The 24,629-nt window shown below is 69.6% G+C and carries 24 protein-coding genes; 17 read left to right on the forward strand and 7 right to left on the reverse strand.

The window, feature by feature from the left end; genetic code table 11:
- Positions 1-7 precede the first annotated feature (7 nt).
- From ACWA7K_RS05275 to ACWA7K_RS05310, 8 genes are all read left to right on the forward strand, one after another.
- Positions 8-2,056 carry a 3-hydroxyacyl-CoA dehydrogenase NAD-binding domain-containing protein gene (locus tag ACWA7K_RS05275; RefSeq protein ID WP_456166347.1) on the forward strand — a complete coding sequence of 683 codons (2,049 nt, stop codon included), beginning with the start codon at positions 8-10 and terminating at the stop codon, positions 2,054-2,056.
- 26 nt (positions 2,057-2,082) lie between these two features.
- A complete protein-coding gene (pcaF, locus tag ACWA7K_RS05280; RefSeq protein WP_456166349.1) occupies positions 2,083-3,285 on the forward strand; it encodes a 3-oxoadipyl-CoA thiolase in 1,203 nt (400 codons plus the stop codon).
- A 55-nt stretch (positions 3,286-3,340) separates the two neighbouring features.
- Positions 3,341-4,090, forward strand: coding sequence for an electron transfer flavoprotein subunit beta/FixA family protein (locus ACWA7K_RS05285; RefSeq protein WP_456166351.1), 750 nt, complete (start codon positions 3,341-3,343; stop codon positions 4,088-4,090).
- 4 nt (positions 4,091-4,094) lie between these two features.
- A complete protein-coding gene (locus tag ACWA7K_RS05290) occupies positions 4,095-5,099 on the forward strand; it encodes an electron transfer flavoprotein subunit alpha/FixB family protein (protein ID WP_456166353.1) in 1,005 nt (334 codons plus the stop codon).
- A 74-nt stretch (positions 5,100-5,173) separates the two neighbouring features.
- Entirely contained in the window at positions 5,174-5,680 is a 507-nt protein-coding gene (locus ACWA7K_RS05295; RefSeq protein ID WP_456166355.1) for a VOC family protein, read from the forward strand.
- Between the two features lie 3 nt (positions 5,681-5,683).
- Positions 5,684-6,571, forward strand: a complete 888-nt coding sequence (locus tag ACWA7K_RS05300; RefSeq protein WP_456166357.1) for a TolB family protein — start codon at positions 5,684-5,686, stop codon at positions 6,569-6,571.
- 462 nt (positions 6,572-7,033) lie between these two features.
- Positions 7,034-7,360, forward strand: a complete 327-nt coding sequence (locus tag ACWA7K_RS05305) for a hypothetical protein (protein WP_456210379.1) — start codon at positions 7,034-7,036, stop codon at positions 7,358-7,360.
- A 101-nt stretch (positions 7,361-7,461) separates the two neighbouring features.
- Positions 7,462-8,445 carry a Gfo/Idh/MocA family protein gene (locus ACWA7K_RS05310; RefSeq protein ID WP_456166361.1) on the forward strand — a complete coding sequence of 328 codons (984 nt, stop codon included), beginning with the start codon at positions 7,462-7,464 and terminating at the stop codon, positions 8,443-8,445.
- Between the two features lie 30 nt (positions 8,446-8,475).
- On the opposite strand, the gene ACWA7K_RS05315 is transcribed toward ACWA7K_RS05310, so the two are convergent.
- A complete protein-coding gene (locus ACWA7K_RS05315) occupies positions 8,476-8,817 on the reverse strand; it encodes a translation initiation factor Sui1 (protein WP_456166363.1) in 342 nt (113 codons plus the stop codon).
- A gap of 93 nt (positions 8,818-8,910) precedes the next feature.
- Here ACWA7K_RS05315 and ACWA7K_RS05320 point away from each other — a divergent pair, with 93 nt between their 5' ends.
- Positions 8,911-10,170 (forward strand): MFS transporter, encoded by a 1,260-nt coding sequence (locus ACWA7K_RS05320; RefSeq protein WP_456166365.1) that lies wholly within the window; start codon positions 8,911-8,913, stop codon positions 10,168-10,170.
- A gap of 42 nt (positions 10,171-10,212) precedes the next feature.
- Entirely contained in the window at positions 10,213-11,052 is an 840-nt protein-coding gene (locus ACWA7K_RS05325) for a PA4780 family RIO1-like protein kinase (protein ID WP_456166367.1), read from the forward strand.
- A gap of 78 nt (positions 11,053-11,130) precedes the next feature.
- Here the strand turns inward: ACWA7K_RS05325 and ACWA7K_RS05330 are convergent, their stop codons facing one another.
- On the reverse strand, positions 11,131-12,045 hold the full coding sequence (locus ACWA7K_RS05330) for a LysR family transcriptional regulator (protein ID WP_456166369.1): 915 nt from the start codon (positions 12,043-12,045) through the stop codon (positions 11,131-11,133).
- 111 nt (positions 12,046-12,156) lie between these two features.
- On the opposite strand from ACWA7K_RS05330, the gene ACWA7K_RS05335 reads away from it, so the two are divergent.
- The 7 genes from ACWA7K_RS05335 to ACWA7K_RS05365 all read left to right on the forward strand — a co-directional run bounded on the left by ACWA7K_RS05335 (position 12,157) and on the right by ACWA7K_RS05365 (position 19,131).
- Positions 12,157-13,086 carry a hydroxymethylglutaryl-CoA lyase gene (locus ACWA7K_RS05335; RefSeq protein WP_456166371.1) on the forward strand — a complete coding sequence of 310 codons (930 nt, stop codon included), beginning with the start codon at positions 12,157-12,159 and terminating at the stop codon, positions 13,084-13,086.
- 12 nt (positions 13,087-13,098) lie between these two features.
- Positions 13,099-15,060, forward strand: a complete 1,962-nt coding sequence (locus ACWA7K_RS05340) for an aconitase family protein (protein ID WP_456166373.1) — start codon at positions 13,099-13,101, stop codon at positions 15,058-15,060.
- Between the two features lie 14 nt (positions 15,061-15,074).
- On the forward strand, positions 15,075-16,229 hold the full coding sequence (locus tag ACWA7K_RS05345; protein ID WP_456166375.1) for a CaiB/BaiF CoA transferase family protein: 1,155 nt from the start codon (positions 15,075-15,077) through the stop codon (positions 16,227-16,229).
- Positions 16,230-16,291: 62 nt separating this feature from the next.
- A complete protein-coding gene (locus tag ACWA7K_RS05350; protein ID WP_456166377.1) occupies positions 16,292-17,257 on the forward strand; it encodes a Bug family tripartite tricarboxylate transporter substrate binding protein in 966 nt (321 codons plus the stop codon).
- Positions 17,258-17,342: 85 nt separating this feature from the next.
- Positions 17,343-18,326: a 2-dehydropantoate 2-reductase gene (locus ACWA7K_RS05355; protein WP_456166379.1), complete on the forward strand. Its 984-nt coding sequence runs from the start codon at positions 17,343-17,345 to the stop codon at positions 18,324-18,326.
- A 185-nt stretch (positions 18,327-18,511) separates the two neighbouring features.
- The gene (locus tag ACWA7K_RS05360; protein ID WP_456166381.1) at positions 18,512-18,637 is read left to right on the forward strand and encodes a hypothetical protein; all 126 of its coding nucleotides are present in this window, start codon (positions 18,512-18,514) and stop codon (positions 18,635-18,637) included.
- Between the two features lie 71 nt (positions 18,638-18,708).
- Complete coding sequence (locus ACWA7K_RS05365; protein ID WP_456166383.1) at positions 18,709-19,131, forward strand: hypothetical protein; 423 nt, start codon at positions 18,709-18,711, stop codon at positions 19,129-19,131.
- Positions 19,132-19,159: 28 nt separating this feature from the next.
- Here the strand turns inward: ACWA7K_RS05365 and ACWA7K_RS05370 are convergent, their stop codons facing one another.
- The 5 genes from ACWA7K_RS05370 to ACWA7K_RS05390 form a co-directional block, all read right to left on the reverse strand.
- Positions 19,160-20,065 carry a bile acid:sodium symporter family protein gene (locus ACWA7K_RS05370; protein ID WP_456166385.1) on the reverse strand — a complete coding sequence of 302 codons (906 nt, stop codon included), beginning with the start codon at positions 20,063-20,065 and terminating at the stop codon, positions 19,160-19,162.
- Positions 20,066-20,071: 6 nt separating this feature from the next.
- Positions 20,072-21,808, reverse strand: coding sequence for an AMP-binding protein (locus ACWA7K_RS05375; protein ID WP_456166387.1), 1,737 nt, complete (start codon positions 21,806-21,808; stop codon positions 20,072-20,074).
- A gap of 105 nt (positions 21,809-21,913) precedes the next feature.
- Complete coding sequence (locus tag ACWA7K_RS05380) at positions 21,914-22,495, reverse strand: flavin reductase family protein (RefSeq protein WP_456166389.1); 582 nt, start codon at positions 22,493-22,495, stop codon at positions 21,914-21,916.
- A gap of 74 nt (positions 22,496-22,569) precedes the next feature.
- Positions 22,570-22,953, reverse strand: coding sequence for a hypothetical protein (locus ACWA7K_RS05385; RefSeq protein WP_456166391.1), 384 nt, complete (start codon positions 22,951-22,953; stop codon positions 22,570-22,572).
- The gene (locus ACWA7K_RS05390) at positions 22,950-24,569 is read right to left on the reverse strand and encodes an ankyrin repeat domain-containing protein (protein ID WP_456166393.1); all 1,620 of its coding nucleotides are present in this window, start codon (positions 24,567-24,569) and stop codon (positions 22,950-22,952) included. Before ACWA7K_RS05390 ends, ACWA7K_RS05385 begins: the two co-directional genes overlap by 4 nt.
- Positions 24,570-24,629: the final 60 nt, after the last annotated feature.

Raw genomic sequence — 24,629 nt, forward strand, 5'->3', positions numbered from 1 at the left:
ACCCCCCATGCCTCACCACGACATCGCAGTCGTCACGCTCGACAACCCACCCCTGAACAGCCTGGGCCACGCGCTGCGCCTGCGCATCGTCTCTGCACTGACGGCGGCGCAGGCCGACCCCGCCATCCGCGCCATCGTGCTGACCGGCAGCGAGCGAGCTTTCTCGGCGGGTGCGGACGTGACCGAGTTCGGCACCCCGCGCCAGTTCGCGGAGCCCATCCTTCGCAGCGTGCTGGAGCAGGTCCGCCACAGCAGCAAGCCCGTGGTCGCCGCCATCGACGGTGTGGCACTTGGCGGTGGACTGGAGCTGGCGCTGGCCTGCCACGGTCGTGTCGCGACCCGCCGGGCCAAGGTTGGCCTGCCAGAGGTCACGTTGGGTCTGATTCCCGGCTCGGGCGGCACCCAGCGGCTGCCTCGGCTGGCCGGCATCGATGTGGCGCTCGGCCTGATGCTCGGCGGTACGCAGAAGACCGCCGCCGAATTCGTCGACACCAGCCTCTTCGACCGAGTGGTGGAGGACCATCTGCTGGACGCCGCGTGTGCCTGTGCTGCGGAGCTTGCAGATGCCGGCGCGCCGTGGCCCCATGCCGATCGCATCCACCTGGACCCGGGTTATGTGTCCACCAAGGTCTCGCTGGCCCGCCAGCGGCTGAATGCGCGCCAACGCCTGCAGCCGGCCTATGCCGCGTTGCTGGATGCGGTGGCGGCTTCGGCAGGACCGATGGACGAAGGTCTGGCGCTGGAGCGGTCCTTGTTTCTCGGCCTGATCGGCACGTCCGAAGCGCGTGCGCTGCGCCACCAGTTCAAGGCCGAACGAGAGAGCGCGCGTCTGCCCGATGCGCTGCAGGTCGCGCCGCGCCCAGTGTCGACCGTGGCGGTCATCGGCGCCGGCACGATGGGCACGGGCATCGCGATCTGCGCGCTCGATGCCGGCCTGGACGTGGTCCTGGTCGAACAGGACGACGCCGCGTTGTCGCGTGGTCGCAAACGCGTGAGTGATCACTACGCCGCGCGCGTGTCGGCCGGCAAGCTCGATGAACACGCAGCCGTCGCCGTTCAGGCCCGCTTGCTGCCCACCATCGACTGGCAGGCCATCGGTCGTGCCGACCTGGTGATCGAGGCGGTGTTCGAGGAGCTGTCGGTCAAGCAGGACGTCTTCCGCCGGCTTGATGCGGTCGCCCGTCCTGGCGCGGTGCTGGCCACCAACACGTCCTACCTGGACATCGACACCATCGCGGCCGTGACCTCGCGCCCGCAGGACGTGCTGGGTCTGCACTTCTTCAGTCCGGCCAACGTGATGAAGCTGCTGGAGGTCATCCGCAGTCGCGACACGGCAGCCGACGTGTTGGCCACCGGCATGGCGCTGGGCCGCACGCTGCGCAAGTCGCCGGTGCTGTGCGGCAACGCCTTCGGCTTCATCGGCAACCGCGTCTACAACGCCTACCGACGCCAGTGCGAGTTCATGCTCGAGGACGGCGCCTTGCCCGAGGACGTCGACCGTGCCTTGACGGCCTTCGGCGTCGCGATGGGGCCATTCGCCGTGGCCGACCTGTCCGGCCTGGACATCGCCTGGCGCATGCGCCTTGCCCAGGCGGCCACACGCGACCCGCGCGAGCGCCACGTGCCGGTGCTGGCGCAACTCTGCGAGAAGGGCCGCATGGGTCAGAAGAGCGGTGCCGGCTACTACCGCTACACCGACGGCCAGCGTGCGCCGTCCACCGACGAGACCGTCCGCGGCCTGATCGAACAGGCCAGCGCCGCCCGTGGACTGAAGCGGCGTGCGCTGAAGGCCGACGAGATCGTGCGCCGCGCCCTGCTGGCCATGGTCAACGAGGCCGCCTGCCTGCACGCCGATGGCGTATCGGCTCGCCCGGGTGACATCGACGTCGTGCTGGTCCAGGGCTACGGCTTCCCGCGCTGGCAGGGCGGCCCGGTCTTCTGGGCCCGAGAGCAGGACCGAAAGCAGCTGTTGGCCGAACTGCGCGAACTCGTCGCAGCCGGTGGTCACGGCATGCGTCTGGCCGACGAGGCGGCGCTGGCCCTGTTGCTCGACTGAACCCCATCCCTTCGAACACCTACCCCATGACCCACGCCTACATCTGCGACGCCATCCGCACCCCTTTCGGCCGCTACGGCGGCGCGCTGTCCAGCGTCCGTGCTGACGATCTGGGTGCGATCCCGATCAAGGCACTGATGGACCGCAACCCGAACGTCGACTGGGCAGCGGTCGTCGATGTCCTGTACGGGTGTGCGAATCAAGCCGGCGAAGACAACCGCAACGTGGCACGCATGAGCGCGCTGCTGGCCGGCCTGCCGATGGACGTGCCCGGCGCGACCATCAACCGCCTGTGCGGCTCGGGCATGGACGCGATCGGCTCGGCGGCACGGGCCATCAAGTCCGGCGAGGCCGGCCTGATGATCGCCGGTGGCGTCGAGAGCATGAGCCGCGCGCCCTTCGTCATGCCCAAGGCCGAGAGCGCCTTCAGCCGTGCGAATGCGGTCTACGACACCACCATCGGCTGGCGCTTCGTCAACAAGCTGATGAAGGCGCAATACGGAGTCGACTCGATGCCCGAGACGGCCGAGAACGTCGCCACCGACTTCGGCATCGAGCGCGAGGCGCAGGACCGCATGGCGCTGGCCTCGCAGCTGAAGGCCGTGGCGGCGCAGAAGGCGGGCGTGTTCGATGCCGAGATCTGCCCGGTGACGATCTTGCAGAAGAAGGGTGACGCGATCGTCGTCAACAAGGACGAACACCCGCGTGAAACCAGCCTCGAAGCACTCGCGAAGTTGAAGGGTGTGGTCCGTCCCGACGGCACCGTGACGGCCGGTAATGCAAGCGGTGTCAACGACGGCGCCTGTGCGCTGCTGCTGGCCGATGAGGCCCACGCGGCTCGCTACCACCTCACGCCACGAGCCCGCGTGGTCGGCATGGCCACGGCAGGTGTGGCTCCACGCATCATGGGCTACGGCCCAGCGCCGGCCACGCTGAAAGTGCTGGCGCAGACGTGCCTGACGCTCGATCAGATGGATGTCATCGAGCTGAACGAGGCCTTTGCCGCGCAGGGCCTGGCCGTGCTGCGCGGCCTGGGCTTGACCGATGACGATGCGCGAGTGAACCCGAACGGCGGCGCGATCGCACTGGGGCATCCGCTGGGCGCGAGTGGCGCACGGCTGGTGACCACGGCGGTCAACCAGCTGCACCGGACCGGCGGGCGCTACGCCCTGTGCACGATGTGCATCGGCGTCGGGCAGGGCATCGCGCTGATCGTCGAGCGGGTGTGAGGCCCAAGACGTCCAACGCCAGGCCAGTTTGTTTGTCTCTCACGGAAGGATATCGATGAAAGCCGTCGTCGCCGTCAAGCGGGTGGTCGACTACAACGTCAAGGTGCGCGTCAAGAGCGACGGCACGGGCGTGGACATCGCCAACGTCAAGATGAGCATGAACCCGTTCGACGAGATCGCGATCGAGGAAGCCGTGCGACTCAAGGAGAAGGGCGTCGTGACCGAGGTCATCGCCGTCTCCTGCGGCGTCGCCCAGTGCCAGGAAACGCTGCGCACCGCGATGGCGATCGGCGCCGACCGCGCCATCCACGTCGAGACCGATGCCGAGCTGCAGCCGCTGGCGGTCGCCAAGCTGCTGAAGGCGCTGGTCGACAAGGAGCAGCCGGGTCTCGTGATCCTGGGCAAGCAGGCCATCGACGACGACTGCAATCAGACCGGCCAGATGCTGGCCGCGCTGGCGAACCTGCCGCAAGCCACGTTCGCGTCGAAGGTGGAAGTGGCCGAAGGCAAGGCCACGGTCACCCGCGAGATCGACGGCGGCCTGGAGACGCTGCGCCTGTCGCTGCCGGCCGTCATCACGACCGACCTGCGCCTGAACGAGCCGCGCTACGTCACGCTGCCCAACATCATGAAGGCCAAGAAGAAGCCGTTGGACAAGGTGACGCCGGCCGATCTGGGCGTGGACGTCACGCCGCGCCTGAAGACCTTGAAGGTGGCCGAGCCCGCAGGCCGCAAGGCCGGCATCAAGGTGGCCGACGTGGCCGCGCTGGTCGACCAGCTCAAGAACGAAGCGAAGGTGATCTGAAGTCATGTCTACCCCCACGCTCACTTCGTTCGCTGCCCCCCAAGGGGGCGCGCAAGGCCTTTCGGGCGGCCGTGCAGGCCTTGCTGTCCTCGTCATTGCCGAACACGACAACAACACGCTCAAGCCGGCGACGCTCAACGTCGTCAGCGCCGCTGCGAAGCTGGGTGACGTCCACATCCTCGTGGCCGGCCACAACGCGGCTGCGGTGGCTCAGCAGGCGAGCCAGGTCGCTGGCGTCGCCAAGGTGATCCATGCCGACGGTGCCAGCCTGGCGCACGGTCTGGCCGAGTCGCTGGCCCCGCAGGTCGTCGGCCTGGCCGGTGGCTACAGCCACATCCTGTTCCCGGCCACGGCCGGCGGCAAGAACACCGCGCCGCGCGTGGCCGCCTTGGTGGACGTCGCCCAGATCAGCGACATCACCGCCGTCATCAGCGCCGACACCTTCGAGCGCCCGATCTACGCCGGCAACGCGATCGCGACGGTGCAGAGCGCCGATGCGGTCAAGGTGATCACCGTGCGCGGCACCGCCTTCGATGCCGCCGCGTCGACCGGTGGCAGCGCGGCCATCGAGACCGTCGCCGCTGCGGCCGACTCGGGTTCCAGCGCCTATGTCGGCAGCGAGATCGCCAAGAACGACCGGCCCGAACTGACCGCCGCCAAGATCATCGTGTCGGGTGGCCGCGCGCTGGGCAGCAGCGACAAGTTCAACGAGGTGCTGACCCCGCTGGCCGACAAGCTCGGCGCGGCGCTGGGTGCCAGCCGCGCGGCCGTCGATGCGGGCTATGCGCCCAACGACTGGCAGGTCGGCCAGACCGGCAAGATCGTCGCGCCGCAGCTCTACATCGCGGCTGGCATCAGCGGCGCGATCCAGCATCTGGCCGGCATGAAGGATTCGAAGGTGATCGTCGCGATCAACAAGGATCCGGAGGCGCCGATCTTCTCGGTCGCCGACTACGGCCTGGAAGCCGATCTGTTCACCACCGTGCCGGCGCTGACCGCTGCGGTTTGACCGGGCTTGCATGGGTGTGACGCGGCGAGCCATGCTCGCCACCCCGATCGATCGAGCAACTCCACCCGACCACCATGCCCCGCCAGCCCCACATCTTCCAGATCTGCATCGTCGTCCACGACGTGCGCCAGGCCAATGCCCACTGGGCCCGTCTGCTCGACCGCCCGGAGGCGCCCGTCGAGGTGATCTTCCAGGGCGGCATCGTCCACCACACCCACGGCCAGCCGGCCGACTATGTCGACTGCCAGGTCGCCAAGCACGACCTCGGCCACCTCGTGCTCGAACTGATGCAGCCCGGCCCCGGCCCCAGCCCGTGGCGCGATCACCTCGATCGGCACGGGCAGGGCGTCTTCCACGTCTGCCTGCAGGTCGATGACCGCCGGGCCTTCCAACGCCAGCTCGGCGAGATCGGCGTGGGCCTGCCGTACCACGTCGGCTATTGGCCGGGCGGGTCGTACAGCTATGTCGACACCCGCGAGCAGCTCGGGCTGGAGCTGAGCGTCAACCACCAGGCCGACCACACGCAGCTGATGCAGGCGCTGCTCAGCGGTGCCGCGCAGCCCTTCGACGACATGAGGTGATCCATGCCCGGCAACCTGACCCTTTCCGAACTGCGTGCGCTGCTGGCGCGGCGCGCCTCCACCAGCGTGCTCGAGACGCTCGACGTCGAGACTGGCGAGCGCACGGTGCTGAAGGTCTTCGACGCCGTCATCGAGGCACCCAACTGGACCCGCGACGGTCGCAGGCTGATCTTCAACAGCCAGGGGCTGATGCATGCCTACGACCTGACGAGCGGCGAGGTCACACGCATCGACACCGGCTTTGCGGTCGACTGCAACAACGACCATGTGCTGTCGCCGGACAACACCGAGTTGGCGATCAGCCACTTCGCGCACGAAGACGTTGAATCGCGCATCTACATCGTGCCGATCGGCGGTGGCGAGCCCCGCCTCGTGACCGAACGCGGCCCGAGCTACTTGCACGGCTGGTCGCCTGACGGCCGGCGACTGGCCTACTGCGCCGAGCGCGGCGGGCAGTACGACATCTACACGATCGATGTCGATGGCGGTCCGGAGTCGCGCCTGACGGACACGCCCGGGCTGGACGACGGCCCCGAGTACTCGCCCGACGGCCGCCACGTCTGGTTCAACTCGACGCGCAGCGGGCTGATGCAGGTCTGGCGTATGAACGTCGACGGCAGCGAGCCGACACACATGGTGCGCGAGGACCGCAACAGCTGGTTCCCGCACGTCTCGCCCGATGGCCGGCGCGTGGTCTACGTGGCCTATGGGCGCGACGACGTCGCGCCGGGTGATCACCCACCCGATCGCCAGGTGGAGATCCGGCTGGCGTCGGCCGAAGGCGGCGAGTCCCGCGTGATCGCTCAGCTGTTCGGCGGGCAAGGGACGATGAACGTCAACTCGTGGTCGCCGGACGGTCGACGGATCGCGTTTGTGTCGTACAGGAACTGACGCATGGAATGGGTCGGTCGCGGTAACGCATTCGTCCCCGGCTTTCCTAACATCAACTGTCGTTGATTCGTGCGCGGCAGTGTCGTGCGCCCGACACAGGTGACGGCAGTTTTCATCGTCCATCTGTGTCGGCGAACGTCGTTCGACACGCCTCATCATTGGGGCCACACCCGGGCCTATCGAGCGTTGACGATTTGCAGGAAGCCGCACCAGCATTGACTCTGCGGCGATCTGGAAAGTCATGATCGAACATGTGATGCCGCGCCGCGACGTCGCCTGACGTCTCGCACCGCCTCACCCGAAACCCCGGTCCGCGCCAGCGGCCGGGGTTTCTTGCATCTGGCGTGGTGGTGGATTCTTTCTGGGGTGGCAAGAACTGGGAATGTCTGCTTGTGGCCGTGGTGGACAGGGTCCGATGGAAGTGTTCTCGCGGACTGCGCGCAAGCTTGCGGCGGGCATCTCGTGATTGACGAGACTCACCCCTTCCTGGAGGTTTTCAATCCAAAGGGCGATAGTCCGTTCCTGCCGGAGCTGAGTTATTTCCGGAAGACGCCCATGAAGATCGAGGGGGCCATCACCTACGACGGCAGCGATGGGGGTGCCGGTGCGACGGGTTACTGGTTCGTTCATGGCCTCGGTGACATCGTCACGGCCTGCGCCAGTCAGGGATTTCACATCGAGCGCCTGGAGGAACATCCGCATTCCAACCGCGAGGTGGAATACGACATTTACGAGAAGCAGTCGGCGCAGTTGCCGCTTTCTTATACCTTGGTGGCGCGCGCAGTCTGAACGTCACCCCACGGCGCGCTTGACGCGGTGCGTTCGATCACCAGATCGATGAAGGCCCGTACACGGCTAGCATCGCCGCTCCAACATGGACAGGAGCGGTGATGAGCAAGGCCTTGCGGTGGGGAATTCTCGGGACCGGCTGGATCGCCGATCTGTTCGTTCAGGACCTGCTGCTGACGGGGCATGCGGTCAGCAGCGTCGGTTCGCGCACGCAGGCCGGTGCGGACCGTTTCGCGTCCCGGTTCGGCATTGCCCGCGCCCATGGCAGCTACGAGCGCCTGCTGGCCGACCCGGAGGTCGACATCGTCTACGTCGCGACGCCGCACCCGATGCACGCGGCCAACGCGATCGATGCGCTGAATGCCGGCAAGCATGTGCTGGTCGAGAAGCCCTTCACCCTCAATGCCCGCGAGGCACGCGCCGTCGTCGACCTGGCCCGGGCCAAGGGTCTGGTCGTGCTGGAGGCGATGTGGACACGCTTCCTGCCGCACATGGTCCGCATCCGCGACGTGGTGGCCTCGGGTGCGCTGGGCACCGTGTATTCGGTCGTGGCGGACCACACCCGCGACCTGCCCGATGACCCGGCGCACCGCCTCAACGCGATGGAACTGGGCGGCGGTGCCTTGCTCGACCTGGGCATCTACCCGATCTCCTTTGCCTGGGACATCCTCGGCGCGCCGCAGGAGATCGTCTCGATGGCCCGATTCAAGGCCACGGGCGCCGATGCCGAGGTGGCGACGATGTTCCGCCACGCCGGCGGCGCGATGTCGACGTCGGTCTCGTCCAGCGACAACGCCGGCCGCAACGTCGCGACGATCCAGGGCACCGACGCCCGCATCGAGATCGACGCGACCTGGTATGCGCCGACCACCTATCGCATCCTCGATGGCGAGGACCGCGAGATCGGGCGTTACGTCTCCGACGTGCCCGGCCGCGGCATGCAGTTCCAGGCCGACGAGATCGAACGTCTCGTGTCCATCGGCAGTCTGGCGGGCGAGATCCTGCCGCCCGAGGAGAGCGTCGCGATCATGCAGACGCTCGACACGATCCGGGCGCAGATCGGCCTGCGTTATCCCCGCGAGTAGCGAGCGCGTCCGACGCGCCGAGACCTGCCGTCACCCTCCGGCGCGCTTGACCCGATGCCCCGCCTGCGTCAACCAGGCCATGACGCGTTCGACGTGGTCGCCCTGCACCTCGATCACGCCGTCTTTCGCGGTGCCGCCGGTGCCGCAGGCGGCACGAAGCTGCTTGCCGGTGGCGGTCAGCGCGAGGGCGTCCAGCACCAGGCCGCGCACCACGGTCACGGTCTTGCCGCCACGGCCCTGTTTCTCGCGGCTGACGCGCACGATGCCGTCGCCTGCAGGGATGGGCTTGGCGGCCTGGCAGGTGCAGGCCGCCAGCGGCTGGCGGCAGCCGGGGCAGGTGCGTCCGTGATCGGTGCTGTAGACGAGGGCCATGGCGGCGGATCGTACAAGTGCCGGACGATTGCGGCAGGGCTGCATCTGTCGGGCCTAGGCACGTGACGGCCTCGTCTCGGGCAACATCGTTGCATGCTGCTCGACACCCGTCCCTTGCGCGACAACCTCGCGTTCCGCCGCCTCTTCATCAGCCAGTTCGTCTCGGGCGTGGGCACGATGGTGAGCTACGTGGCGGTGCCTTGGCAGCTCTACGAGTTGACCCATTCCAACGCGCAGGTGGGACTGCTCGGCCTGGTGCAGCTGCTGCCGGTGCTCGTCTGCGGGTTGTTGGGTGGCGCGGTGGCCGACCGGGTGGACCGCAAGCGGCTGCTGATCGGGTCCGAGGCCTTGATGGCGCTGTGCCTGGTCGGGCTGCTGGCCAACGTGCTGCAGGGCGTTCCCAGCGTCTGGGCGATCTATGCCCTGGTGGCCGTGCTGCAGGGCGCCAGCGGCTTCCACCGCCCGGCCTTGGAGGCCCTGACGCAGAAGCTGGCCCGGCCTGAGGAGTTCGCGGCGGTCGCCGCACTGTCCTCGGTTCGCGGCACCGTGGGCATGGTGGGCGGGCCGGCATTGGCGGGCCTGCTGCTGGCGCGGTGGGGCGCGGTGGGCGCCTACCTGTTCGACCTGGTCACGTTTGTCGTCGCCTTGATCTTCATCGCGCGCATCCCGCGCGAGGCGGTGGACACCGCCCTGGCCGAAGGCGAACGCCCGCACCTGCTGGCCGACCTGGCCGAGGGCCTGCGTTTCGCGTGGAAGCGGCCTGAGCTGATGGGCACCTACATCGTGGACATCGTCGCGATGACCTTCGCGTTTCCGGTGGCCTTGTTCCCGGCGATGGCCGAGGCGGCCGGCAACACGCAAGCCGTCGGCTGGCTGCTGTCGGCGATGTCGCTCGGCGCCTTGGCGATCGGGCTGTTCAGCGGCTGGACCGGTCAGGTCGTGCGCCACGGCCGTGCCGTCGTGATGGCTGCGGCGGTCTGGGCCCTGGGCATCGTGGCGCTGGGCTTTGCACCGGGCCTGGCGATGTCGCTGTTGTGCCTGGCGGTGGCCGGTGCGGCCGACATGGTGAGCGGCGTGTTCCGCGGCACGATCTGGAACGAGACCATCCCGAACACGCTGCGTGGCCGTCTGGCTGGCATCGAGATGATCAGCTACCTCACCGGCCCCTTGCTGGGCAACGTGCGCGCCGGTCTGATGGCCGATGCCATCGGCGTGCCGGCCGCCATCTGGATCGGCGGCACCGTCTGTCTCGTGGGCGTGTTGGCCACGGGCTTGGCGTTGCCGCGCTTCTGGGCCTATCGCAGCATCCAGTATCGGGCGGACGCCGTTCCGGCACAGGGGTCGGCCGGGTGACGTCTTGCCGGCCTGCGCGCACGCACCGCCGACAATGCGCCGATGAAAACACCCGCTCGCCTGCAAGTGCTCCTCGACGAAGGACTGATCGACGGGGTGCTGCGGCAGCTCAAGAGCGGCAAGGAGGCCGAGGTCTTCGTGGTCCGCTGCGGCGATGAGACCCGCGCCGCCAAGGTCTACAAGGCCGCCACCGACCGCAGCTTCCGGCAGGCGGTGGACTACACCGAGAACCGCAAGGTGAAGAACAGCCGTCAGGCACGTGCGATGGCCAAGGGCACCCGCTACGGACGCGAGCAACAGGAAGCGGCCTGGCAGAGTGCCGAGGTCGACGCGCTGTACCGCCTGGCCGCAGTCGGCGTGCGCGTGCCGCAGCCCTTCCACTTCTTCGAAGGCGTGCTGCTGATGGAGCTGGTGGCCGATGCCGACGGCCATGCCGCGCCGCGACTCAACGATGTGCCCTACACGCCCGAGGCCGCGCGCGAGCACCACGCGCTGCTGCTGCGCGAGGTGGTGCGCATGCTGTGTGCCGGGGTCGTGCATGGCGACCTGTCGGAGTTCAACATCCTGCTGGCCCAGGACGGCCCCGTCATCATCGACCTGCCTCAGGCAGTCGACGCCGCCGGCAACAACCACGCCCCGCGCATGCTGATGCGCGACGTCAACAACCTGCGCGACTTCTTCGGCCAGCACGCGCCCGAGCTGCTCAAGACGCAGCACGGCCCCGAGATCTGGGACCTGTACGCCGCCGGCCGGCTCAGCCCGGAGACCCCGTTGACCGGCCGCTACGAACCGAGGCCGGGCGCGGTGGACCTGAGCGCCGTGCTGCGCGAGATCGAGGACGCCCGGCTCGAAGCCGCCGAGCGGGATCTGCGCAGAGCTTGAAGCGCCCGGCAGCGCGGACGATGAGCGCATCGACACGCACGCCGGAGGCGTTGCGGCGCAAGGCATGAAGGGGCAGGGCTACGCCGTGGCCTCGGCCTCGGCGGCGCGCCGGTGCAGGTAGTCCAGCAGCCGTGCCGCCGACGGCTGCAGCGCTGACGGGCTTCGAAAGGCGACGGCGAATCGCCGTTGCGCCCAGGGCTCGTCAAGCCGGATGCTGATCACCCCCTGTGGCCGCGCGCGTTCGACGATCACGCGCGGAATGATGCTGAGCGCGAGGCCCGAGGCCACCACCCGCAACGAGGCGTCGAAGGTCGAGACGATGGCCCGGTAGTTGACCTGGCCACCCGCCTGGACCGCCGCGCGCGCCAGCATCGTGTGGGCGGCGGCGGCGGGCGGCAGGCCGACGTGCTCGAAGGGCAGGGTGTCGGCCAGACGGACGCGGCGACGCCTGGCGAGCGGATGCCCGACCGGGACGGCGACCGCCAGCTCGTCGCTGCGATAGGCGAGGTGCTCCAGCCCCTCGAAGTCGACCGAGTCCCAGCAGACGCCCAGCGCCGCGCTGCCTTCGCGGACCAGCCGGATGACGTCGCGCGAGAACCGCTCCTCGACGACGACGCGGATCTGGCTGAACTCGGGCTCGCGCATGAACGCGGCCAGGTCATCGGGCAGATGTTCGGCGATGGCCGAGGCGCTGGCCGCCACCGTGACCTGGCCCCGCACGCCGCCGGTGAAGGCCTCGACGTCGGTGCGCATTCGCTCGATCGCGAACAGCACGTTGCGGGCGTGTTCGAGCACCGCCTCGCCCGCCGGCGTCGGGTGTACGCCTCGCCGCCCGCGAACCAGCAGGGGCGTGCCCAGGCGCTCCTCCAGCTGGGCGATGCGCTTGCTGATCGCCGAAGGCTCCAGGTGTTCCTGTGCCGCTGCCTCCTTCATGTTGCGCAGGTCGCAGGCGGCCACGAGCAGGCGCAGCGTCTTGGAGTCGATGTCGAACATGGGTGTGGATGTCCTGATTGGACATTTCGATTTCCAAAATGCCACTATTCCACAGTTTGAGGAAACTCTACAGTCCATCGCCCACACCACCAGATTCGATGGAGACAAGCGATGGCAGACCGGGTCGTGATTCGGGAAGTCGGCCTGCGCGATGGCCTGCAGAGCATCGCCACGAGGATCAGGACGGCGCAGAAGCTGGCCTGGATCCAGGACGCCGTGGCCGCCGGTCAGCGCGAGATCGAAGTCGGCTCCTTCGTGCCGCCCAGGCTGCTGCCGCAGATGGCCGACACCGCCGAGGTGCTCGCCTTCGCCAAGACCGTGCCGGGGCTGTCGGCCTCGGTGCTGGTGCCCAACCTGCGCGGGGCGGAAGCGGCATTGGCCGGCGATGCCGACCTGATGGTGCTGCCCGTGTCGGCCAGCCATGCGCACAGCCTGGCCAACTTGCGCAAGACGCCTGACGAAGCCGTTGCGGAAGTGGGTCGAATCCGAGCGGCGCGCGATGTGTCCGGCCGCAAGACCTTGATCGAGGGCGGTGTCGGCACGGCCTTCGGCTGCACGATCCAGGGTCGCGTCGAACCCGACGAGGTGCTGCGGCTGCTGCAGGCCTTGCTCGATGCCGGGGCCGACCGGGTCAGCCTGGCCGACACGGTGGGCTATGCCGACCCTGCCGGCGTCAGCCGCCTGTTCGAGCAGGCGCTGAAGCTGGCGGGCGACCGCTTCTGGTGCGGCCATTTCCACGACACCCGCGGCCTCGCGCTGGCCAACGTGCTGGCCGCCTTGCAACTCGGCGTGCGCCGCTTCGACGCCTCGCTGGCCGGCATCGGTGGCTGCCCCCACGCACCGGGCGCCAGCGGCAATGCGTCGACCGAAGACCTGGCCTTCATGCTCGAAGCGATGGGCCATGACACCGGCATCGACGTGGCCGCCTTGCTGGCGCTGCGCGAGCGGGTCGCCGGCTGGATCGCGGGCGAGCCGATGCACGGCGCGTTGTGGCGCGCAGGGCTGCCCAGGACCTTCGTGGCGGCCCGTGCAGCGGCCTGAAGGAGCGGCGCGATGAGTCATCCTGCCGTGCGATTCGATGGGCGCGTGCTGTTCCTGTCGCAGGACCCGGCCGTCGTGGAGCGCCAACTGCGAGGCGAGGACCTGAGCCTGGCCGAGGCCGGTGCCTTGCGCACCGACATCTCGACCGACGAGATCTCGCCCACCTGGATCTGCTACCACTTCGACGAGACGCTGGGCGACTACCCCTACCTGGGCGTCAGGTGCGGCGACCGCACGCCCCTGGTGGCGCGCAGCGTGAAGGCCGGTGGTTTCGGCATCACCGTGGCGGGCCGTCGCTACGGCAAGGGCTCGTCGCGCGAGGCCAGTCCGTATGCCGAATGGTGTGCCGGCATCCGGCTGGTGATCGCCGAGAGCTTCGAGCGCATCTACCGGCAGAACTGCCGCAACCTGGGCCTGCTCACGTCGACCGACTTCGGGCTGATCGAGCGCATCCGCCGGGGCGAGGCAATCCCTCTGGAGGAGTTCACGCGCGGCGAGGACGAGGTGACCGCCGAGCTGATCCGTCGTGGCGGGCTGTTCAAGCTGATGCGGGCCCGCGCCGAGGGCTGGTCGGTGCCCGAACGCCCGGCCGTGTCGCGGCCGATGACCTATGCCGAGAAGATCATCGCCCGGGCCTCGGGCGGGCGGCCCGTGCGGCCAGTGCGAGCGGGCGATGCCGTGTTCGTCCGCACCGACTGGCGCTATGCGCACGAGTACAGCTCGCCGCTGGCCATCAACGCCATCGAGCGCGAGATGCCCGAGGGTGTGGTGATCAAGGACCGCGACGGCGTGGTCGTGTTCTCCGACCACCTGACCTTCATCCACCGGGCGATGCCCGAAGAGCGGCGCAAGCTGGGCATGCTCGACCTGGCGCAGGCGATGTCGCGCTACCAGCAGCAGTTCTGCGAACGGCACGACCTGCGGCTGCACGGCTTCCTGAAGGACCGCGAAGGCTCCGAAGGCATCAGCCACTCGATCATGGCCGAGCGTTACGTGCTGCCCGGTCAGGTGGCCATCGGCACCGATTCGCACACGCCGCATTGCGGGGCCCTGGGCGCCTTTGCGTTTGGTGTCGGCTCGACCGAGATGGCCGTGGCCTGGATGTCGGCCGAGGTGCGCCTGCAGGTGCCCAGGACGCTGCGCGTGCAGCTCGACGGCCGGCTGGCAACCGGCGTGGCGGCCAAGGACGTGGCGCTGCACCTGCTGCGCCTGCCCTACATCCGAGACGGCCAGGCGATCGGCCAGATCTTCGAGTTCTGCGGCAGCGCGATCCGTTCGATGTCCACCGATGAACGGGCCACGCTGACCAACATGGTGGCCGAGATGGGCGGCTTCACCGGCATCGTCGCACCCGACGACGAGACCCGCCGCTTCCTGCGTGAACGGCGGGGCGTGGACGTGCTCATCGAGGACTGGATGCACAGCGACGCCGGGGCCGAGGTAGCCCACACCCTCGCGGTGGACTGCTCGACGCTGCAGCCCATGCTGGCCCAGCCGGGCGATCCCGGGCGCGGCATCGCGGTGGGCGAGCTGGCCGAGCCGGTCCGGGTCGACATCGCCTATGGCGGCTCGTGCACCGGCGGCAAGCGCGAGGACCTGGCGCAGATGCACGACGTGCTGGCCTGGGCGGTGGGGCAGGGCCTTCGGGTCGCCGACGGCACCCGGCTGATCGTGCAGGTGGGCAGCCAGGACGTGCGCGAGCACTGCGTGGCCCACGGCTTCCTCAAGACCTTTGCCCAGGCGGGCGTGGAACTGATCGAGCCCGGCTGCGGCGCCTGCGTGAATGCCGGCCCCGGCGTGTCCGAGCGTGCCGACCAGGTCACCGTCAGTGCCATCAACCGCAACTTCCCCGGCCGCTCCGGCCCCGGCCAGGTCTGGCTGGCGAGCCCGGCCACCGTGGCGGCCAGCGCAGTGGCCGGACACATCGTCACCTTCGAGCAACTGCGCGCGCTGCACATCGGCACCGCCCACTGAACAGGACATCCACGATGAACGTTGAAACCAGCACTGGCCTTCCCCTTGAAGGCGTGCGCGTCGTCGAGTTCACCCACATGGTGATGGGCCCGACTTGCGGAATGATCCTGGCCGACCTGGGCGCCGAGGTCATCAAGGTCGAGCCCCCGGGCGGCGATCGGACACGCCAGCTGCCGGGCCTGGGCGTGGGCTTCTTCCGCAGCTTCAACCGCAACAAGAAGAGCGTCGAGCTGGACATCCACACGCCGCAAGGTCGTGACGCCGCCATGGCGCTGGTGCGGACCTGCGACGTGGTGCTGGAGAACTTCCGGCCCGGCCTGATGGCCTCGCTGGGCCTGGACCACGCGAGCCTGAGCCGCGACCAGCCCGGCCTGATCTACGTCTCGCACAAGGGCTTCCTGCCCGGCCCGTACGAGAACCGCCTGGCGCTCGACGAGGTCGTCCAGATGATGGGCGGGCTGTCGTACATGACCGGGCCGCCGGGTCGGCCGCTGCGTGCCGGCACCTCGGTCAACGACATCATGGGCGGCATGTTCGGCGCCATCGGCGTGCTGGCGGCGCTGCGCGAGCGTGACCATCCCGTGTCGGGCACCGGCCGCGGCCAGGAGGTGCAGAGCGCCCTGTTCGAGAACTGCGCGCTGCTGTCGTCCCAGCACCTGCAGCAGTTCCTGATGACCGGCGACAAGCCGCCGCCGATGCCGGCGCGCGTGTCGGCCTGGAGCGTCTACGACGTGTTCACGCTGGCCGATGACGAGCAGTTGTTCATCGGGGCCGTCAGCGACAAGCAGTTCCAGGCCCTGTGCCGCGTGCTGGGTGCCGACGACCTGGCCAGCGATCCGGCGCTGGCGACCAACGCCAGCCGCGTCGACGTGCGGCCCGCGCTGCTGCAGCGTCTGGGCGAGCGCCTGCGCCATCACCGCACCCACGACCTGGCGCCGCAGCTGGAGGCCGCCGGCATCCCCTACGCCCCCATCACGCGGCCCGACCAGCTGGTGCAGGACCCGCACCTGCTGGCCAGCGGTGGACTGGTGCCCATGACCACCGACGACGGCGACACGACCCAGGTCGTGCTGCTGCCGCTGCTGATGGGCGGACGGCGCCTGGGCGTGCGCAGCCCGCTGCCGCGCGTGGGCGAGCACAACGACGAGTTCCTGTCCCGCCCGGCTTGATCGAGCGGGCCCGGTTCAAGACCCCAAGACCCCAAGACACAAAGACCACGGAGACAAAGACGATGACTTCCTTCACCCGCCGCGCCGCACTGGCCGCCACCTTGTCGCTGGCCGCAACCCTGGCCCGTGCCGCCGATGGACCGCTGAAGATCATCATCCCGGCCGGGGCCGGCTCCGGCCTCGACACGCAGGTGCGGGCGGCCGGTCCGGCCCTGGGCCGTGCGCTGGGCGGTCGCGCCGTGGTGATCGAGAACCTGGCAGGGGCCGGCGGTCTGACCGGCACCAGCACGCTGGTCAAGGCCGCCCCCGACGGCAACACCCTCGCGGTGGTGTCGAACAACCACGCGGTCAACCCCAGCGTCTACAAGAAGATGCCGTACGACACGCTGGCCGACATCACGCCCATCGCGGTGATCGGCGAGACGCCCTTCGTGCTGGTCGTCAACCCGGCCCGCGTGCCGGCCCGGAATGCCAAGGAACTGCAGGCCTTCCTGAAGGCCAGGCCCGGTGCCTACAACTACGCGTCGTCGGGCAACGGCACCATCCTGCACCTGGCCGGCGAGATGGTCGTGGACGCGCTGGGCGCGGACGTGCGGCACATCCCCTACAAGGGCGCCGGGCCGATGGTGGCGGACATCATCGGCGGTCAGGTCGAGATGGGTGTGGTGGCCGTCAACGTGGCGCTCCCGCACCTCAAGTCCGGTGCCCTGCGGGCGATCGGGATGACCGGCAAGCAACGTGTGCCGGCCTTGCCCGACCTGCCCACGATGGCCGAACAAGGCTTCCCGGATATCGAGGTCGGCGGCTGGTTCGCCGTCGTCGCGCCGGCCAGGCTGCCACCGGCCGAGGTGCAGAAGCTGCATGCCGTCTTCGTGGCCACCTTCAACGATCCCGAGACCCGCGACGCGATGACGCGGCAGCAGAACATCATCAACCCGATGACGCCGGAAGCGTCCGTGCAGTTCTTCCGCAGCGAGGTCGAGCGTTACGGCAGACTGGCCAGGAAGGCTGACATCAAGATCGATTGAGGACAACGCCATGCCCGATGCCCGGAGCCGCACCCCGCACGTTGATGGACGTGTTGACGGAAACGCTGACGCACCTGCCGCCCCGATGCGCGTGACCCTCGTGGGCGCCGGTGCGATCGGCGGATTCATCGGCACCCGCCTGGCCGCCGCCGGAGCCTGTGCCGTCAGCGCGCTGGCGCGTGGTGCGACGCTGCAGGCCCTGCGCACGCAGGGCTGGCGTCTGGACACCGCCGGCGGGCTCGTGACGGTGCCGGCAACGGCCACCGATCGGGCGGCAGACCTGGGGGTGCAGGACCTCGTCGTGCTCGCGGTCAAGGGCCCCGCCCTGGCGGCGGCTGTCGAGGATGCCCGCGCCCTGATCGGCCCGGACACGTGGGTGCTGCCGGCGATGAACGGCGTGCCCTGGTGGTTCTGCTCCGGCATCCCGGGCATCGGCGACATGCCCCTGTCATCGGTCGACCCGGGCGGTCGCATCGCCGCCGTGATCGACCCTGGCCAGGTGCTGGGCTGCGTCGTGCATGCCAGCACCTCCGTGAGCGAACCGGGGCGGGTGCTGCACAAGATGGGCCAAGGGCTCATCGTCGGTGAACCTGCCGGTGGCCGCAGCGCCCGTGCGCAGGCCGTGGCCGACCTGCTGTCCGGTGCCGGATTCGACGTCACGCACAGCGACAACGTCCGCTACGACATTTGGTACAAGCTCTGGGGAAACATGACGATGAACCCCGTGAGCGCCATCACCGGCGCGACCATCGACCGGGTGCTGGCCGACCCGCTGGTGCGCGGCTTCTGCTCGGCCGCCATGCAGGAAGCCGCCGCGATCGGCGCGCGCATCGGCTGCCCGATCACGCAGAGTCCCGAGGACCGGCATGCGGTGACGGCCAGGCTGGGCGCCTTCCGCACCTCGATGCTCCAGGACGTCGACGCGGGCCGGGCGATCGAGCTCGATGCCCTCGTCTGCGCCGTGCGCGAGATCGGCCAGCGGCTGGGCCAGCCCACGCCCAACATCGACGCGCTGCTGGGCCTGACGCGCCTGTTCGGCCAGGTCCGCGGCCTGTACCCGCAGGCCTGAGCGTCCGCCGGCCGGAGCTGGCGCATCCCGCAGCCGAAGGCGGCGATCTAGCTCATCGGTCTGGGAACGGGGCAACGCCTGGGGCCGCTGCGATGGACGGGGGTTGCACGCAGCAGCGTGTCGAGCGTGCGTGAGGTGTCGGATGCGAAAGGCGGGGTCATGCGGCGGTTTCAACCGATGGCCGAATGGCCGCCCGTGCATCGGGCCTGTGCTTGACGGGTTCGGCGAGGCTGGCCTGCCGCGTCAGGCCCAGCAGCGACATCCGCCTGAAGGTGGTCGGCGGCATCCGCAAGGCGGTCTGCCGCGACTGATGACCGGCGGCGCCCGCAAAGGCAAACTCCGCCGACCCCAACACCCTGCAGACAGCGAAAGGATCATTCCCATGCTGGATCGCATCAAGGAACTCGGCGGACACCTGACCCATTCCGCCGCCAAGGTCGCCGAAACGGTCAAGGACGGCGCCGGCAACGTTGCCAGCCAGGCTGGTGACGCCGTGTTGGCCACCCGGCGCAAGGCCGCCGAGCTGGGTGACCGCGCCAGTGCTGCCGCCACCCGCGAGGCGATCGGGCAGATGCGCGACATGCTGGCGCTTGCGGCCGAGGAATTGCGCGCCCGCCCGATCATCGATGGCCCGGTCACGTTGACCGCGCGGGTGGACCTGGTGCTGACCGGCCTGCAGATCGAGTTCGTGCTGCACCCCGACACCACGCTGCTGCACGTGCCGCGCCCGGTCCCGCCGACCGAGGGCGACGGCGCGCCGACGGTCGAGGTGAGCGTCCGCCCGGCCGATCCGACGCCGGGCTGAACGTCGCGGGCCCGGGTCGCCGGGCCGCTCAGGCCCGGGCGAGCGCGCCGATCTTCGCGGCGTCCCGGGCCAGCTCCTCGCGCAGGGTCAGGCGACGGAACCAGACCGTCACCGCGCTCGAGGTCAGCACGATGAACAGCGAGTACAGCACCGGGATCAGCAGCACCTCCTGCTGCTGCGTGCCGGTGAAGGTCAGCAGCACGATCAGCACGCCCAGCGGGCCGTTCTGGATGCCGGTCTCCAGCGCGATCGTTCGGGCGCGGCGCCGGTCCTGGCGCACCAGGCGGGCGAAGGCATAACCCACGCCGAAGCCGAACACGCCCAGTCCGATCGCGCCGAAGTACACCTGCCACGGCGTCGTCGCCAGCAGCATGTGGTTGCGCGGCACCCAGCTGATCATCAGGAACAGGATCACGACGATGCCCAGCGCGCCGCCGACCATCTCGATCACGGCGCCGACATTGGCATTCCACTTGCGCAGCAGCATGCCGATCAGCGTGGGCACCAGCAGCAGGAACAGCACCTGCGCGACGTTGCCCGGCGGGATCTGCCACTCGCCGTCGATGCCGGCGGAGAAGATGCCCAGCGTGAGAGGCACCAGCACCACCGCGAACAGCGTCGACACCACCGTCATCAGGATCGACAGGCTCAGCACGCCCTTGCTGAAGTAGTTGAAGATGTTGCTGGTCGTGCCGCCGGGCAGGCAGGCCATCAGGATCAGGCCCACCGCATAGGCCGGCGGCAGGTTCAGCAGCATCGCGAGCGTGTAGCCCAGCATGGGGGTCAGCACATAGGTCGTGACCAGGCCGATGCCGACGCCGGCCGGCTTGCGCAGCGCGATCGCGAAGTCCTTGAAGGTCAGGCTCGCGCCCATGCCGAGCATGATGACCATCATCATCACGCCGAGCAGGCGGGTTTCGGTTTCCGACAGCATGGTGGATCAGCCTTTCGTCGGGGTCTGCCAGGTGGCCAGCACCTGCGCGCGCAGCTCGCGCCGCAGGATCTTGCCGACGGGGGTCTTGGGCAGCTCGTCGCGGAACTCGATGTGCGCCGGCACCTTGTAGCCGGCCAGCAGGCTGCGGCAGTGGGCGGTGAGCGCCTCGGCGGTCAGCGTCTCGTCGCGCCGCACCACGCAGGCCCGCACCGCCTCGCCGGTCTTCGCATCGGGCACGCCGATCACGGCAGCCTCGAGCACGCCGTCGTGGCGGGTCAGCGCATCCTCGACCTCGTTCGGATAGACGTTGAAGCCGCTGACGAGGACCATGTCCTTCTTGCGGTCGACGATCCGGAACGTGCCCTCGGCGTCCATCACCGCCACGTCACCGGTCGCGAGCCAGCCATCGCGCAGCACCTCGGCCGTCGCCGCCGGCTGCTGCCAGTAGCCCTGCATCACCTGTGGCCCGCGCAGCAGCAGTTCGCCGGGCTGGCCCACGGCCACCGGCAGGCCCTGGTCGTCGACCAGGCGCACGTCGGTCATCGGTGCCGGGATGCCGATGCTGTCGCGATGGCGCTTCGCGTTCAGCGGCTGGAAGCACACCACCGGCGAACTCTCGGTCAGGCCGTAGCCCTCCACCAGCGGCGCGCCGGTGACCTGCTCGAAACGCTCCACCACGGCGTGGTGCATGGCCGCACCGCCGCCACCCGCGGCCTTCAGGCTCTTCGGCGGGTAGGCGGTGAACCACTCCTCGCCGAGCAGCGCGTTGTAGAGCGTGTTGACGCCGGTCATCCAGGTGATGCCGTGGTTCTCGATCGCGCGCTGCAGGTTCTGCACCGGCCGCGGGCTGGGCACCAGCACGTTGCTGGCACCGGCATCGAACATGCACAGGAAGTTCACCGTGAAGGCGAAGATGTGATAGAGCGGCAGGGCGGTCAGCACCACCTCGGTTCCTTCTGACAGGTGGCTCTCGCACATCGAGCGCATCTGCGCCACGTTCCACAGCAGGTTGCCGTGCGTCAGCATCGCGCCCTTGGCCACGCCGGTGGTGCCGCCGGTGTACTGCAGCAGCGCGAGGCTGTCGTGGCCCAGGTCGCGCCAGTAGCCGTGCACCTCACCACCCGCAGCGGCACCCTGCGCCAGCGCGTCCGGCAGCGACGTGGCCTTCAGGCCATGCGCCGGCACCTGCCGGTTCCAGTACTTCATCACCGCATGCACGATCGGCCCGACCACCGGCGGGAAGAACTCGGGCACCCGGGTGATGACGACATGGGCGATGTCGGTCTGCGGCAGCGCCTCTTCGAGCTTGTCGGTGAACAGGTCGACGATGACGATCGCCTTGGCGCCGCTGTCCTTGAACTGGTGCGCCATCTCGCGCGCCGTGTAGAGCGGGTTGGTGTTCACCGCCACGCAGCCGGCCTTCAGCACGCCCAGCAGCACGACCGGGTAGGCGAGGGTGTTGGGCATCTGGATCGCCACACGGTCGCCGGCCGCCAGGCCCAGCACCGCCCGCAGGTAACGCGCGAACTGGTCGCTCCTGTGCTGGACCTCGCGGTAGGTCAGGGCGCCGTACATGCCGTTGGGCATGACCGTCGTGAAGGCCGTGCGGTCCGCGAAACGGCCGCAGGCCGCCTCGGCCATGGCGGGCAGGCTGGCGTGCCGGGGTGGCGGCAGTTCGGCCTGGATGTGGGGACCGTACTGGCCCACCCAGGGCCTCAGGTCGTAGGGGTTGATGGCGTCCATGGGTCTCCCTGCGGGCGTAAGGGCCGATCGAACAGACAACGCGCCCGGAGAGAGTCGGTCACGCCCGGCGGAGTTCCTTCGGTGGGTTTGGGGTAATCCCGAGCGTCAGGCGACCGGCTGGGCCCGCACCGTCCCCGCCGCACACGCGAACAGCCCGGCGCCCAGGTGGTGCAGCGTGTGCAGCGCCGCGTTGTCGTCGCGGATGGACCAGTGGCCCTGGCTGAAGATGCGTTCGTCGGCGGCGGCGGCGACGACTTCGGCGAAGCAGGTGTCGTAGGCGTCCTCGGTGTGGGGCTCGCGGATCAGGCGGCATTCGAGCCAGGCGGCGCAGCCGGACTCGATCATCGGCATGCCCAGGACGGGGCCCGGGCGGGCGTCGATGGCGTGGCGGGCGAACTTGTCGATGTCGCGGCCGCTGGTGCTGCCGACGGCATAGGTGAGGTCGGCCAGGCCGGCGCCGGGGATGCACAGGCCGAAGGCGCCGCTGGCCAGGATCAGCTGGCGGGTGTGGGTGTTCTTGTCGATGACGACGGCGATGCGCGGCGGCGTGAACTCCACCGGCATCGACCAGGCGGCGGCCATCACGTTGCGTTGCGTGCCGGCCGCGCTGGTCACCAGGACGGTCGGGCCGTGGTTGATCAGGCGGCTCGCGTGTTCAAGAGCGACGGGGCGGAAGTGTTCGTGCATCGGTGTTCGTTCGCGTTGGGGGCGTGGGCATGGTCGGGTGGTCCTCGGCGTTCATCGCCGGCTCGCGGCGGACGTCACTTCACCTTCAACGCCCGCTGCAGCTCGCGCCGGTAGTCGAGGATCTGCCGGGCCTTGGCGCCTTCGGCCATGTTGTGGTCGTCGCGCAGCGCGCTGCAGTAGGCCGAGAACATCATCTGTTCGAGGTAGAGCTTGTCTGCGCCCGGCATCCTGGACATCAGGTCGTGCGTCACCGACCGCACCTTCGTGCGCAGTTCGGCGCCGCGCACCGGGCCGATGCGGCCGACTTCGGCCTGCACGTCGACGTCCCAGTCCTTCTGGGTCTGGCGGGGCGGTTCGGGGCAGTCGAGCGCATGGGCGGGCAGCGTGGCCAGCATGACCAGCAGGGGCCCTGCAACCCGCATGAAGAGCCGGCGTGCGGCTGGAAGGCGTGTGTTCATCGGGCAGCGTTCTCCAGCAGTCGGATGATGGCGCGGCGGGCGTCGCCGTCGGTCAGCGCGCGGGCGTGGTCCAGGGGTGTCAGGCCGTCGCGATCGGGCAGGTCGGGGCGGGCGCCGCGTTGCAGCAGCAGGCGCACCGTGTCGGTGGCGTAGCGGCGTACGGCATAGGCCAGCACCGTGCGGCCGTCCTGGGTCCGGGCGTCGACCGGCGCGCCTGCGTCGATCAGCAAGGTGGCGTTGTCGTCGCGGTCGCGGACCGCCGCGAAGGCCAGCGGCGTGCGGCCGGCCGGCGTGTGTGCGGCGGGTCGTGCGCCTCGGTCCAGCAGGGCGCGCACGACGGGCGCCTGGGCGTTCTCGGCGGCGTGCATCAGCGGTGTCACGCCGTCGGCGTCGGGCGTGTCGACCGGCACGCCACGGTCCAGCAGCAGCAGCACCGGTGCCGGCGTGCGGGTGCCCTTGTCCAGCATCAGGTGCAGCGCGCTGCGGCCGCGCGCGTTGGTGGCGTCGGGGCGCGCACCGGCGTCCAGCAGCGGCGCGATGACGTCGTCGGCGTCCTGCATCGACGCCAGCAGCAGCGGCGTCATCAGGCCATCGCCGTAGCCGCTGCACGGGCAAACCTTGTTCGGGTCGGCGCCCAGGCGCAGCAGCGTCGCGACGACGCGGGGCTTGCCCCGGGTCACCGCCTGCATCAGCGGCGTCCAGCCGTCATCGTCGGCCTGGTCGATCGGCACGCCCTGGGCGGCCAGCACCTCCAGCGCCCGCAGCGATTCGGCGTCTTCCCCGTTGCGCACGGCCACGCGCAGCACGGCCTGCGGCCCGAGCCGTACCGGGTCGGCGCCACGTTCGCGCATCAGCTGGGCAGCCTCCGTCTGCGCATAGGACGCGGCCAGCACCCAGGCGGCGTCGATCTCCTCCTTGGCGGGCCGGCGGGCCAGCAGACGCTTGACACGCGCCAGGTCGCCACGGGCGCCCAGCTGCGCCAGGGCACCGCCGGCCGGTGCCGCACCGGCATCGATCAGGGCATCGACCACGGCCCATTGCTCATGGAACACCGCCGCCTGCAAGGGGCGCCAGGTGTCGGGGTTGCGGACCTCCAGGTCCATGCCGGCGGCGATGAACAGGCGCACCACCTTCAGGTCACCGTCCCGGATGGCCCGGTGGAACGCCGCGCCCGTGTAGGGCACCGGCAGCCGTGCGAGTTCGGCGCGTGCCTTGTCGCGCGGATCGACGGCGGCCGGCACGGCGCCGTCGCCCAGCGCCTTCTGCATCTCCCGCCGATAGGCCAGCACCCGAGCTTCGCGCTCGCCCTCGGTCAGTGCCGCGTTGTCGCGCACGGCGCTGCAATAGGCGGCAAACAGCATCTGCTCCAGATAGACCCGGTCGGCGCGCGGCAGGCGCCCCATCAGGTCGGTCGTCAGCTGGCGCGCCCGCGCCTCCAGTTCCGGCCCCTTCGCATCGCCCAGCAAGCGCACGCCGACCCGCACCTCGACCTCCGCATCACGCGAGGCCTGCTTCGGCATCTCCGGACACTGCAAGGCCTGCGCGGCCCAGGGCAGCGCGCAGGCCCAGGTGACGGCCAGGCACTTCGCGGCGACCCGGGTGGAGCATGTCGACATGGCGCGAAGCATAGAAACAAGGCCCGAGCCGGGCAATGGCCCGGCGCACGTCGTGGCGTG

It is taken from the genome of Leptothrix mechoopdaensis (SeqCode), assembly GCF_053893855.1.